General features: G+C 48.3%; 8 protein-coding genes. 4 read left to right on the top strand and 4 right to left on the bottom strand.

Going from position 1 to position 13,735, the window contains the following annotated elements; translation table 11 throughout:
* Window positions 1–73 precede the first annotated feature (73 nt).
* From ACJJIN_RS03385 to ACJJIN_RS03375, 3 genes are all read right to left on the bottom strand, one after another.
* Window positions 74–2,080 carry an alkyl/aryl-sulfatase gene (locus ACJJIN_RS03385; protein WP_444896883.1) on the bottom strand — a complete coding sequence of 669 codons (2,007 nt, stop codon included), beginning with the start codon at window positions 2,078–2,080 and terminating at the stop codon, window positions 74–76.
* 176 nt (window positions 2,081–2,256) lie between these two features.
* The gene (locus tag ACJJIN_RS03380) at window positions 2,257–3,411 is read right to left on the bottom strand and encodes an acyl-CoA dehydrogenase family protein (protein WP_413665396.1); all 1,155 of its coding nucleotides are present in this window, start codon (window positions 3,409–3,411) and stop codon (window positions 2,257–2,259) included.
* 254 nt (window positions 3,412–3,665) lie between these two features.
* On the bottom strand, window positions 3,666–4,175 hold the full coding sequence (locus ACJJIN_RS03375) for an Lrp/AsnC ligand binding domain-containing protein (protein ID WP_108732847.1): 510 nt from the start codon (window positions 4,173–4,175) through the stop codon (window positions 3,666–3,668).
* 141 nt (window positions 4,176–4,316) lie between these two features.
* Here ACJJIN_RS03375 and putA point away from each other — a divergent pair, with 141 nt between their 5' ends.
* The 4 genes from putA (at window position 4,317) to ACJJIN_RS03355 (ending at window position 12,035) form a co-directional block, all read left to right on the top strand.
* Window positions 4,317–7,463, top strand: coding sequence for a bifunctional proline dehydrogenase/L-glutamate gamma-semialdehyde dehydrogenase PutA (putA, locus tag ACJJIN_RS03370; RefSeq protein WP_444896882.1), 3,147 nt, complete (start codon window positions 4,317–4,319; stop codon window positions 7,461–7,463).
* Window positions 7,464–7,715: 252 nt separating this feature from the next.
* Window positions 7,716–8,105: a hypothetical protein gene (locus ACJJIN_RS03365; protein WP_444896881.1), complete on the top strand. Its 390-nt coding sequence runs from the start codon at window positions 7,716–7,718 to the stop codon at window positions 8,103–8,105.
* 554 nt (window positions 8,106–8,659) lie between these two features.
* Window positions 8,660–10,639 (top strand): alkyl/aryl-sulfatase, encoded by a 1,980-nt coding sequence (locus ACJJIN_RS03360; protein ID WP_444896880.1) that lies wholly within the window; start codon window positions 8,660–8,662, stop codon window positions 10,637–10,639.
* A gap of 715 nt (window positions 10,640–11,354) precedes the next feature.
* Window positions 11,355–12,035, top strand: a complete 681-nt coding sequence (locus tag ACJJIN_RS03355; protein WP_444896879.1) for a hypothetical protein — start codon at window positions 11,355–11,357, stop codon at window positions 12,033–12,035.
* Between the two features lie 536 nt (window positions 12,036–12,571).
* On the opposite strand, the gene ACJJIN_RS03350 is transcribed toward ACJJIN_RS03355, so the two are convergent.
* Window positions 12,572–13,627, bottom strand: a complete 1,056-nt coding sequence (locus tag ACJJIN_RS03350) for an acyltransferase family protein (RefSeq protein WP_444896878.1) — start codon at window positions 13,625–13,627, stop codon at window positions 12,572–12,574.
* Window positions 13,628–13,735 lie beyond the last annotated feature (108 nt).

The raw sequence follows: 13,735 nt of genomic DNA, 5'->3' as shown, positions 1-13,735 counted from the left end.
CAGTTAAAAATGCCACTTATACAGGAGGCCACCTTGCCTTCGCATTTAAACTAAAAAGCCCTGAGGCTAATGCCTAGAAGTCTGATGTCGACATCTTGTCCATCGGCTCAGGCGTTACCAAGTTCCACCAAAAATCGAACCGATCCATTAAGGAAAGTAATGTCTTCAACTCTCCCGCATCGCCCTTAATTTTGATTTTCCCATCCTCCATCTTCTCCTGGATAGATGCACTCCCCAAGATGATGTCATTTAGGTCTGAGCGGTTTATCTGCACGCTACTGCCGGGATTCTTAACAGGAGGCCCGTAGTTCAGTACCGCATTCTCAAGCACAAGCGCATACCTTTCGTTTACGTCCGGCATGGTGATATTGATGGAGAGATTCTTGCCAGTTGCCTTTGGGCCGTTGAGTCGAATTCCCAGATAATCAAAAATCAAACCAGCCGGCATACTGCGAATAGTGTCCGGGCTCGCAGTCAGAGGGACAGGGTATCTCTGGATACCATCCCGCAACTCCCTGGCACCACTTAAGAAAAAATTTCTCCAGGTGCCATTCTCCTGCTGATAACCCAATTGCTCTAACGCATCTGCCAATAGGTCTCTTGCTGCACGATTATTAGGCTCTGCGGAAACCAATTTATCGAGCACCTCCGCAACCCAGCGGTACTCTCCTGCCTCATAGTCTTTCTTTGCCTGCTTGATAATATTGGCTGCCCCGCCCATATACTCGACGTACTTTATTCCCGCTGCCGTCGGTGGCATTGGATATAGGCGAGCGGGATTGCCATCGAAAAACCCCAGGTAGTAGTTCCATACCGCACGGGTATCGTGATTTACACTGCCGTAATAGCCGCGGTTGGCCCAATATTGTGAGAGTTCTGGAGGCAACTCCATCAGCTCAGCCGTTTGAACCATGTTGTACCCGTGATTGGCTAATCTCAGGGTTTGATCGTTGAGGTACTTGTATAGGTCGCGCTGCTTTTTCAGGTGATTCACCACATTCTCTGGCCCCCAGGTTGGCCAGTGATGGGGTGCAAACAGGACTTCGGCTTTTCCACCCCAGCGCTGCACGGTTTCATTGAGGTAGCGAGACCAGTCACGAGCATTTCGGACCTTTGCTCCCCGCAAGGTGTAAAGGTTATGTAAGGTGTGGGTTGCATTCTCAGCAGCGGTTACGGCTTTGAGTTGAGGAATATAGAAGTGCATTTCTGCCGGCGCTTCAGAGCCCGGCGCCAAGAGAAACTCAAAGATAAGTCCATCCAGTTCCAAAGTTTGCCCGGTCTCAACAATGGAGTCTGTCGGTTCTATCAGTGTGATGGTGCCAGTGGAGGTTTCAAGACCGAGGCCAGACCCTAAGGTACCTTTGGGATCTTTAGGGATCAGGTTCCCGTACATAAAACTGGCACGACGCGCCATATGATTTCCTGCAAAGACATTTTCACTAACAGCTTCAATCAGGAAATCTTGCGGGGCTATTACCTTAACCTTGCCTGATTTTACATCTTCTTCATCGATAACACCGCGAACCCCCCCATAGTGGTCAACGTGACTGTGGGTGTAGATCACAGCAACGACAGGCTTGTTTCCGCGATGCTGCCGATAGAGGTTCAACGCTGCTTCAGCCGTCTCGGCAGAAATCAGCGGGTCCATAACAATGATCCCGGTATCGCCCTCAATAAAAGTAATATTGGAGAGGTCCGCACTGCGAACCTGGTAGATTCGCGGTATCACCTCATAGAGACCGCCCTCCGAAATTAATTGCAGTTGCCGCCACAGACTGGGGTTGGCACTATCAGGAGCCTCTTTATCGCGAGCAAATTGAAATTGCTCCAAGTTCCATACCGTATCGCCTTTGCTGTTTTTAATAACACCATTATTTGGTAGAGGAGCGATAAACCCCCGCTTTACATCCTCAAAGTCCTTCCGATTTGCAAAGGGGAGCTCTTTCAGTACAGCCTGGTTTGATTTCATTGTGACGACACTGGCGGGATTGGGTTCTTTCGCCATGATACTTACGGTCGTTAGCGAACAGGCAAGGAATACTAGAAATAGCGAAAACAGCGGCAGCTTGTTAACGTTCATCAGTTGTTTCCTTTCCATGATTCGCAAAGTGATGCGGCAGAGTCCCTTGTAGAGGATAGGTAGGAAACTATTAAGCGGACGGGTATTTATGCCGGCATCAGGAGAATAACTGACAAATTTAGGGGGAAAGAAACAAAAAAGCCGGCGAAGAGCGCCGGCTTTTTTGTCATTAAATATTATCTGACATCCAGTAAATGCCTGGCAATAATCAGGCGCTGGATCTCACTGGTACCTTCGTAGATTGTAGTGATTCTCACATCCCGACTCATACGTTCGAGTGGATATTCACGGGTATAGCCCACACCACCGTGCATTTGCAGAGCTAAATAACATGCCTCGTTAGCCTTCTCACTGGCGAACAGTTTGCCCATTGAAGCGGCAGGGCCAAACGGCATTCCGGCATCTTTCTGCCAAGCGGCTTGCAGCAATAGGAGTCGCGCACCTTCCATCTCAGTATATTTATCGGCAAGCTGCCATTGCAGCCCCTGGAACTCCGCCAGTTTTTTACCAAACTGCTCCCGTTCATGCAGATAAGCCCGGGCACAATCCAAAGCTTCAAAGCCGATACCCAGCGCCAGGGAGCCAATACCGATTCGGCCTCCAGCGAGCTCGCCTGCAGCAATGCGAAAGCCGCGATTTTCTTCACCCAAAAGATGGGAGGCAGGAATACGGCAATTGTCGAAAGAAACCTCATTGGTAACAGAGGCTTTCTGTCCCATTTTCTCTTCGGCCTTGCCAATCACCAGGCCCGGTGTGCCGGCTTCAACCAGGAAGCAGGAAATACCTTTGCCTTTAGGCGCGGAAGAATCTGTCACCGCCCAAACAACAAAAATACCAGCAAATTCGGCGCTACTAATAAAGAGCTTGCTGCCGTTAAGAACGTACTCATCACCCTGCTTCTCTGCACGGGTGCGCATAGAGGCCGCATCCGAACCGGAACCGGGCTCGGTGAGACAGAAAGAACCTGCGGGGTATTCTCCACTACAGATTTTGGGGAGGTATTTTTGGCGCTGCTCTTCCGAACCTACCGCCTGAATAACCTCTGCCACCATGTTGGTTACGGAGGTGGTCGTTGCAACAGAGGCACAGCCCCGCGCCAGCTCGGCGATCGCCAGGGAGAATGCGACAGTACCAGCACCAGTACCGCCGTAATTGGGATCAATATTGATTCCCATAAAGCCCAGCTCTGCCAATTGCTTGAGCTTTTCCAACAAGAGCTCTCGATTACCGGTCTTGTCGAGTTCGGCAGCAATGGGTTTCAGTTCACTGTCAGCAAATTGCTTTGCCGCATCCTGAATCATCTGCTGTTCTTCGCTCAGTGAAAAATCCATACAGTACCTACTTATCGTTATTACGGACAAATCACACGGCACCCACCTTGGTACCGCATCGCTATGCCGAGCATAATAAAAACCGCGCCGACAATGGTTGCCAATTCCACCTGCTCAGCCATGAAATCAGCAATCAATCCCTATGATTGAGGCCTGAGGAGAGAATTCAGATTCCTACCCAGGTTCATAAAAAAGCCAACCAGCAAAATCGCTACAGTTCTCTCACTCCGCACAGGATATTTGACTGCGCTCAATTAGCGCCGCGAACCTTTCACACTGGGTTCTGGGTCCGGTACCGCTACAGCGGTATCAGTCTTCACTTCCTCCATCACCACATAAGTGTGGGTTTCCCGTACTCCCGGTACGGATGCCAGCTTTTCACCGAGGAAGCGACGATAACCCAGCATATCCTTAATACGAATTTTCACCAGGTAGTCAAAACCACCGGCAACCATATGGCACTCCTGGACCTCCTCCAGTCCAGCCACATGCTCATTAAAGGCTTCCAATGCCTCAGTCGCTGTATTGTTCAGGGTCACTTGGATGTAGACCACCAGGCCCGCATGAACTTTGAGCGGGTCGAGTAGCGCTACATAGTCGCGAATAAATCCTTCCCTTTCGAGCCGCTTGACTCGCTCCAGGCATGGGGTGGGACTAAGGTTAACCCGGCGCGCCAATTCCACGTTCGGCAAGCGGCCGTGACGTTGCAGAATTCGCAGTATTTGGCGATCAATACGATCAAGATCTTCCAACTGTCGAGACATTACAAAATACCCTACTGGTAATCACGCAATTAGGCGTGATATTTAACCACAACTCGCGACATTATGGCGATTAATTCTAACGATTTTCGCACATAATCCGGTTTTTTATTCTGACCCTAGATATAGAGCTTGGGAGACGATATGTCGACAAACTTCGCCGGAGACCTCCAGAATGCCCGAGACCGGGCACGCGAGTATTTGCACGCCGACGAAAACCTCTGCGTGAGCGAGCTGCTGGCTGCGCCACGCCCCAGCGACGAGATGCGCAAGAAAATTCTGAACACCTCGCGCGCACTGGTTCACCATTCGCGACAGCAGCGCAGCAAGCGCGGAACGCTGGACGCTTTCCTTCAGCAATTCGGCCTTTCCAATAAGGAAGGGGTTGCATTGATGTGCCTGGCAGAGTCCCTGCTCCGGGTACCAGACGCCGATACTGCCGACAAACTAATCGCCGAGAAAGTGCATTCCGGCAACTGGTCCAGCCATCGTGGCCAGTCCGACTCCCTGTTTGTGAACGCCTCAACCTGGGGCCTGATGCTCACCGGCAGCGTGGTGGAGCTGGACCCGGATATCACCGAGCGTCCCTCCCACTGGATGAAACGCCTGGTTAGCCGTATCGGCGAGCCCATGGTGCGCACCTCCATGATGCAGGCCATGAAAATTATGGGTGGCCAGTACGTACTCGGCCGCACCATCAAGGAAGCCCTGAAACGCGGCCCCAAAGAAAACCTCCCAGGCACCCGCTTTTCCTTCGACATGCTGGGCGAAGGCGCCCGCACTATGGCCGACGCCCACCGCTACTTCGATGCCTATATGATGGCTATCGAAGAGATCGGCAAAGACAACACTCAGCGGGATGTGGTTGAGGCCAACGGTATTTCCATCAAGCTTTCCGCCCTGCACCCCCGCTACAGTGTGCTGCAGCGGGATCGCGTAATGGACGAATTGCTGCCCCAGGTGAAGCGTCTTTGTGTCGCCGCAGCCCAATACGATATGGGCCTTAATATCGACGCAGAAGAGGCAGACCGCCTGGATATCTCTCTGGATATCTTCGAGGCGCTCGCCCGCGACCCCGACATTAAAGACTGGCAAGGATTGGGCTTTGTACTCCAGGCCTACCAAAAGCGCGCCCCCCATGTCGCCGACTGGCTGATTGCCCTAGGCCGCGATACCGGCCGCAAGCTGATGGTGCGCCTGGTTAAAGGCGCTTACTGGGATAGTGAAATCAAACACTCCCAGCAAATGGGCCTGCCGGACTACCCGGTATACACGCGTAAATGCCACACCGATCTGTCATACCAGGTCTGTGCGAAAAAACTGTTGGAAGCTGGCGATGCAATCTATCCGCAATTTGCCACCCACAACGCCTACACCGTCGGGCTGATTCTTGAGCTGGCCAATGGCCGCACCGACTTTGAATTCCAGCGCCTGCACGGCATGGGCCACTTGCTGTACGCACAAATTGAAGCGGTACACGGCAAGCGTGTGCCCGTGCGCGTCTACGCACCCGTGGGGGCACATCGTGACTTACTGCCCTACCTGGTTCGTCGCCTGCTGGAAAACGGAGCTAATAGCTCCTTTGTTAACCGCTTTATGGACGAGGCAACGCCGGTTGAAGCCCTGGTCCAGGACACCCTGGAACAAAGCGAAGCCTGCAACCCCTACCGTCACCCGCAAATTCCTGTCCCGGAGAATATTTATATGGGCGCAGAAGCCTTGCCACGGAAAAACTCACACGGCATCGAACTGACTGACCCTCTCTCCGTTGATCCCCTGCTGAAAGAACTTGAGCAGCAACGCGAAAAGCACTTCCTCGGTGGCCCTATCGTCAACGGCACCATGGGCGAAGCGGAAGAACCGGTTTACAACCCGGCAACCGGCGAAAAAATTGGACACACCGCGAATACTGATAAGCACCTGATTGAGCAGGCCTATGCCTCTGCCACTGAAGCGCAGATCGACTGGGATCGCCAGGGTGGAAAACACCGCGCGGATATTCTCGACAGAATTGCTGATCTCTACGAAGATAAAGCCAATGAACTGGCTGCAATTATTTGCATTGAAGCGGGCCGCACCCTAAATGATGGCATTAGTGAAGTGCGCGAAGCTATCGACTTCTGCCGCTACTACGCCAACGGCGCACGCCAGCATTTCAGTGAGCCCACCGAACTACCAGGCCCTACCGGTGAACAAAATCAGCTGTATTTGAGTGGCCGTGGCACCTTCGTGTGCATCAGCCCTTGGAACTTCCCCCTGGCAATCTTTACTGGTCAGGTAGTTGCTGCACTCGCCGCCGGTAATGCCGTACTGGCCAAGCCCGCAGAGCAAACCCCCATCATCGCTGCACACGCCGTGCGCTTGATGCTCGATGCCGGCGTGCCGCCAAAAGTACTGCACTTGATCACAGGTACCGGTGCCGCAGTGGGCAAACTGCTGATCGAAGATCCCCGCCTTGGCGGTGTAGCCTTCACCGGCTCAACCGAAACCGCACGCCTGATCAACCAGCAGCTGGCAGCGAAAGAAGGTCCGATTGTACCGCTGATCGCCGAAACCGGCGGCCAGAATGTCATGGTCGTAGACTCCACTGCCCTGCCCGAGCAGGTGGTAGACGATGTAATTCAGTCTGCCTTCCTCAGTGCCGGTCAGCGCTGTTCCGCTCTGCGTATCCTGTGTGTACAGGATGTAATCGCCGATAACCTGCTGAATATGCTGAAAGGCGCGTGTGAAGAACTGACCCTCGGCGATCCCGGTAAACTGGATACCGATATCGGTCCGGTTATCGACGAAAAAGCCCTCGGCATGCTGGAATCCCACCGCGAGCGCATGGCGAAAGAAGCCAAGCCGCTATTTGCATTTGAGGAAGCGAAGAAGCCCAGCGAAGGCACCTTCTTCGGCCCGCAGGTAGTAGAGATTGAAGACTTCTCCGTGCTCAGGCGCGAGACTTTCGGACCCTTCCTACATGTAGTTCGCTTCAAGGCAGACGAGCTGGAAGACGTAATCCGCCGCATTAATGCCACCGGCTACGGCCTCACCTTCGGACTGCACTCCCGCATCGAAGGCCGTGCCCACGCGGTATTTAAGCGTATCAACGTCGGCAACTACTATGTAAACCGCGATATGGTTGGTGCAGTAGTAGGAGTTAACCCCTTCGGCGGCCACGGCCTATCCGGCACCGGCCCCAAAGCCGGTGGCCCGCACTACCTATTCCGTTTCGCCAGCGAGAAAACCAAAACTATTAACACTGTTGCCACTGGCGGTAACACTGCACTGTTTACATTGGGGCAATAAGCTTCGATAAAACAATGAGAGAGCGGGCTTTTAGCCCGCTTTTTTGTGGAGAATCATTTCGCTAACCGCCCACAAAGTACCAACTCCAAACTTCCCTTTCCCGTAAATTTTTCAGCCCCTGTAAATTAATCGGATGAATCATGGTAATTAGTTCAATTTCAAGCGCAGTCTTTTGCGGAAACAACCAAGTATTTTCTTTTACAGCTCCACATAAGGTATAGTTGGTCAACCCTAAAAAATGGAATGGATTCAATGAAAAACATAATAGCTGGAATAACAATAGGCTTAGTCGCCGGATACTTAGGCCCATTAATTACAGGATATTCTGCAGCCATCGCTATACCCGAAGCTTTCAGAGCACTCCTTTCAGATGGAGGAGCTGTCCTTTGGGAAATTTTTGTTGTCCATTTAATAGGATATGGACTAATTGTTTTCACACTCATTTTCTTAGCATCTAGGCTGATAAAACTGCATCCATGGGCAACTGCAGCAATTGCCATTATCACCTGCGAAGCCACTCTGTATTTTTTCCACACCAGCGAATACACACTTTACATACCTCATATCCTAGCTCTGGCATTTTGTGCATTCTCAAGCGCAACGCTTTCCAGAAAGAGCACAAATATATCACCTGCCATTTAATTATCTCTCGAGTTAAGATTAATAGAAGATAAAGAACCCTTAATCCATAATCTGTTCAAACTCGAGCAACAGGGTATCTTATTTCTAAAATGAAATTTGATAAATAAGATACCCTACTTTAAATGGCCGCGCTGGTACTAGCGCAAACAGATAAAATCTAAAAATAAATTTACATTTACGACCATATACCACCATATAAAATTTTCTAACCTGTTAAATTCAAAGTCCCTAAGAACATATAAAAAAGATCAGACTTAACCTTAAGCTGCAACAATCCAGCCTCTTCGATTCCGGAACCAGAAACTCTTCACACATCACAATGCCGACAATCGTGACTGTATTGGTAGAAAATACAAAGCCCAATGACAAAACTGGTTAACCAGTGGGGAACATGAAACTGTTTCTCTTGCAGAAAGACTTTTACGCCGCCAAAGGGACAGTTCTTGTCTTGACGCGCCACCGCAGGTGGGAGAAGCTAAGGCCACTCTGGGCAATAAAAACCCTGTCCCAGTATAAAAATGAAGTTTCATGTACACCGATTTTGGGGAGTCTCAATGCGCTCGCTGATAATGATGTGGTTGCTGTCCTTCTTTTTGATTGCCTGTGGTAGTGAACCAAAAACTCACACAGAAAATTTAAATACCGAGATCAAACCCGCCTCCAAGGCAACTATTTCCCACAATAGATCCCTGGCAAAACAACTCCCCTTCGGCGATGAAACTGATTTTCTGCTGGCTAAACGAGGCTTTATTGAATCTATTCCCGGCGCCCAAGTGAAAAATACCGAAGGTAGGGAAGTCTATGGCCTATCCCAGATGCAATTTTTACAGGGCACCCCTCCTGATACCGTCAACCCCAGCCTTTGGCGTCAGGCCCAGCTCAACGTCCTGAATAACGGCCTGTTCAAAGTGGTAGATGGTATCTATCAGGTGCGCTCGCTGGATCTGGCCAATATGACTCTGGTGCAGGGAGAGAACGGCTGGATTGTTATCGACCCTCTAACTTCTGCGGAGACTGCAGCTGCAGCACTTGCACTGGCCAACAAGGCACTAGGAGAGCAACCGGTAAGTGCCGTTATTTTTACCCATAGCCACGCAGACCATTTCGCCGGTATAACTGGAGTTCTGACTAAAGAACAGCTCGCGAGCGGTTCTATCGACATTATTGCACCAGAGGGTTTTGCTGAGGAGGCGATTAGCGAGAATGTGCGCACCGGGAATGTGATGCAGCGCCGTGCGTTATACCAATTTGGAAATTTGCTGCCCTCCAGTCCGGAGGGTTTTGTCTCTTCCGGCTTAGGCAACCGAGTATCAGATGGTGAGCACGGCATAGCTACGCCAACAATAGAGATTACTGAAACCGGTGCAGAGATGACCGTTGATGGAGTGGACATCGTCTTCATTAACACGCCCGGGGCCGAAGCACCCGCAGAGATTGTGTTTTTCTTCCCTCAATTTAACGCACTCTGCATGAGTGAGATCGCCAACCATACACTGCATAATATTTACACTCTGCGTGGTGCAAAAACCCGCGATGCCAAGGCCTGGAGTCGCTATATTGAGTACGCCATGGAGAAATTTGGCGATAAGACTGAGGTGGTTTTCAGCAGCCACCACTGGCCCACCTGGGGCAAAGATGAAGCTATGGATTACCTAGCTAAGCAAAGGGATCTTTATAAGTACATCCACGATCAAACTCTGCGCCTAGCTAACCACGGTTACGATATGGTCGAAGTCGCAGAGCGCCTTGAGCTGCCCGAGAACCTCTCTCAGGCTTGGGCCAATCGAGGGTACTACGGCACTGTCAATGTTGGAGCCAAGGCAGTTTACAATCGCTATCTGGGTTATTTCGATGGCAACCCAGCAAACCTCCACCCTATTCCTCAGGAAGAAGCTGCAGAGCACTACATCGACTACATGGGGGGGGGAGAAGCCATTATGGCTCGAGCCCGACAGGATTTTGCCCAGGGCAATTATCGCTGGGTAGCCATGGTGCTAAAGCACTTGGTTTTCGCTGAACCTGAGAACGAGCAAGCCCGTTATTTATTGGCTGATAGCTTGGAACAACTCGGCTATCAGTCAGAATCTGGTATCTGGCGCAACTTTTATCTCTCCGGGGCCAAGGAATTACGTCATGGTATCGAATACCGTGAAGAAATACTGCCCGATGAAGAAATAGTAGCGCGGGTCCCTCTCCAGCTGCTTTTCGACGCGATGGCGGTGCGCCTTAACGGTGAGAAAGCGGCAGATGCAGATATCCGCTTAAATATCGATATGACTGACACGGGAGAAAAGTACTTAGTCGTAGTACAAAATGGGGTACTGCACGGCTACCCCGGCCGACACAGTAGCGAGCCCTCTGCCAGCCTCGCTCTGAACAGTACCGACTTACGTATGATGTTTAGCGGGTTAGTAGGCGCCCCTACTCTAATCAAAGATGGTCGACTCAAGGTAAGCGGAAATCCTTTGGCCCTAATAAAATTTGGGCGGTTATTTGATAAATTTGATCGTAATTTTAGCCTCGTAACACCTTGAAGAAGTTAAGCGGCCAGCGTGTAAAATTCTAACTAACTACAAACTGTAATACGCCTGATAACAGCAGATATCTGCCCCATACCAACCCAAACAATACAGAGCCTTTTGGGCTCTGTATGTTTACAAGGCCAAATTCTCCCTACCCAAGAAAGTCATACTACCGATTGATAGTATGTGCCCCGCATAGCACGTGAACCCATCTGTCAAACTAACTACCATTCGCCTATTTCAAACCTGCATCTGCATTCAACAACCGTTCAACCCAATTGAAAATCATGACACACAGAATGCAAAGTTCTGCAGGAAACTTCTTAAATAGATTAATTTACAAGAGTCTCTAAAACAGCCTCTGCAGTGATTAAGATAATCTCGGCACATAATAAGATTACTCACCACCCCACCTCACTCCGTCCTAAAAGCCAATCTGCTATAAACCACGCATAAAAACCTATAACCGCAGAATCACAACCTAAGCCAACCATATATTAAATCCAACTTAAAAACCCTCAATTTACTCACAATAGAAATAGACAACATTCACAAATCAAACCTATTACTATTTATTGATATTACGCACCAAACAACAAATACGTGATAGTTCTTCTAGCCGTCAACAACGGAAATTACAAAACCTTACAACAGCTTGATTGGCCCACATAAAATAATTACTGTCCCCACCGCATTATTAAATCATATTGGACAATGGAAATGGACAATGGAAGACATAATGGAACTTACGGCAGCAACAACGATTGCTGCAACAGATACGACAGTCAGGGATTTTAAGTCTTATCGATCATTTCGCGCTAAAATCCTTGCAGCAACACGGATTGAAGATAGTCTCGCGGTAGATTCAAAATACTACGATGAGTTACTAACTTCCTCCGGGACATTAGACGTCTGGTCGTTGTATATGCTTCAATCACTTGAGTGCATGATTGAAGCGTCTCAGACTGCACTTGAATCTCTTGATCAACTCAAGGAGAGTCTTTCAGAAATTCTAAGGCTTGATGCGGATTCTCTTTTGATAAAGATACGCGCCAATACAGAGGTCGATGAAACATTGGCGACAGCTCTTAAAGAGGGATTAAATAAGTATGGCACTACGGAGAAATGGCTCTTAACTCTTCGACAAGCACTTGTAAGCAGAATAGAAATTAGTGAAGAAGGAAAGCGCCTAGTTGAGGCTATTCAGGAAGGCCGCGCACTGGAAAGGCCACAGCTCTTCCCCGTCTTAACCTACCTTCACGACGATTCTCTTGCTTTAATTTTTTGTTTGCTTGGCGGCCTCACAATGAAGGCAATCTGCGTTGTTACTCTACTAATTGCCCTCGCACCGCACAGCCCTAGCGAACCACCACCGCCCCCTCCACCACCGCCACCCCCTGAGGACTAACATAATTAACAATTCCAATAATACATCGAGTTCATTGTGGTATGCAGTTAAGAATTAGAGTACAGCTTAATTGCATGAGTTATTGCTAGTGGCAAGGGCGGCAGAGATAAAGCACTGAGCGCCCTTGTCAGTTTCCATCTATATTTCTATGATTCTATGATTCTATTTGCAACACAAGCTATAAATAAATCCACCTAACTGCACTGAGAGCTTTTGCAAGAACTGTTAGCTAACATTCAGCAAGTTATCTGATTAAATATTTACCAACTGAAAGCCAAACCTTATTTGCCTATCCATGTTTAGGATTTGGGCAGTATCGATAACTTAAGTTATTTGTCGTCTCGTAAATATCACCACTGGATACACTCTCATTAATTTGGCAATAGTAACCATATCGACTTGAAGATCTTCAGCTGGAGCTACAACTCCAACTTTGAGCTCTGATGCGTATCCAATAACGCGTTTTTCACTTACGATTTTAGGCGCACTCTTCTACCCTATTCAAAAGACAAGCATCTACTCGAAAAGGAGAGATTTCAAACTCCTTTAGCAGAGGCGCAGCCTTGTTTCGCCCTTTGGTTTGACTTGTTAGATGACATGCTTCGTATTTTCTTAGCAATAGGCTTCTCAAAAAAATGAAAAGAAATATATGCAGCCAGAACACTTAAAGAGAAAGATAGTATCAACTTTAACTCAACGGATAAATCTAATTTATTTACCTGCACAATAATTGGCATATGCAGCAAGTACAAAGAATATGAAATCTTCCCGAAAAAATCGCCAAACCTATTTACTAGTAGAATATTATTATTCGGAACTAAAAAAACTACACAAAAGAAAACACAACTCATTACCAGTAACACTTCGTAACTTAGCCACATTTTCTGTTTTGCATCAGAGGTAATCATTGTTAAATCAGGATACATCAGAGGAATTAAACAAAGCGCTAATATAAACCAGTGCTTTCTAAGATACCGCGGAACTTTGAGAGATTTATAGTTCGCCCCGAATATAACACCGACAAAGAAAAACGGCAAACTCCTAAGCACATTAAACTCATTGTATGGAATACCATAAACTTCACCGTATACTCTCGGGAAATTGGAGAAAAACAGTAAAATCATTAAAGTGAAAATAGATAGATAAATATAACCAGACCGATTCTTAGCCCATACCCAGAAAATTATAAAAATAAAATAAAGCTGTATTTCTGGTGGGATTGACCATAGAACACTCTCTCCATACAAGAACAGCAAATGACCTAATAGCGCATTAAGATCAGGTATGCTGTAAAGAGTATTGTTACCTGAAATTGACAGTAAATAAGATCCAACTACCACAACCAAGTATAAAGGTAAAACTCTTCCCATTCTCGCTAAAAAATAATATGTGACGTTGGCTTTTGTGAAGTCTTTCTCTAAATAGAGATATGACATCAAAAAGCCACTGAGCAAGAAAAACAGCATTACACCATATGCACCAGAACCGCCACCCAATACGCCATCAAGCCAATTCGTAATGTCGCTAAAATGGGTAACAAAAACAATTAGAGCTGCTAATCCCCGCAATGTATTAAGCTTTCTAATTTCCAAAATCTACTCCTAACTAGAAAGACATTAGTCATGCCCACAAAAAGTAGACATTCTAACTATGTATATTTACGCTCATGCCCTGATGGACTTACATAGCCCAATGCAAAA

The organism is Microbulbifer maximicatervae (SeqCode) (genome assembly GCF_052467505.1).
This window is presented reverse-complemented; position numbering and strand designations above follow the sequence as displayed.

Coding starts and splice junctions, on each gene's coding strand:
- ACJJIN_RS03360 (WP_444896880.1), top strand. CDS start 8,660: ATGCGCTCGCTGATAATGATGTGGTTGCTGTCCTTCTTTTTGATTGCC.
- ACJJIN_RS03365 (WP_444896881.1), top strand. CDS start 7,716: ATGAAAAACATAATAGCTGGAATAACAATAGGCTTAGTCGCCGGATAC.
- putA (WP_444896882.1), top strand. CDS start 4,317: ATGTCGACAAACTTCGCCGGAGACCTCCAGAATGCCCGAGACCGGGCA.
- ACJJIN_RS03375 (WP_108732847.1), bottom strand. CDS start 4,175: ATGTCTCGACAGTTGGAAGATCTTGATCGTATTGATCGCCAAATACTG.
- ACJJIN_RS03355 (WP_444896879.1), top strand. CDS start 11,355: ATGGAAGACATAATGGAACTTACGGCAGCAACAACGATTGCTGCAACA.
- ACJJIN_RS03385 (WP_444896883.1), bottom strand. CDS start 2,080: ATGAACGTTAACAAGCTGCCGCTGTTTTCGCTATTTCTAGTATTCCTT.
- ACJJIN_RS03380 (WP_413665396.1), bottom strand. CDS start 3,411: ATGGATTTTTCACTGAGCGAAGAACAGCAGATGATTCAGGATGCGGCA.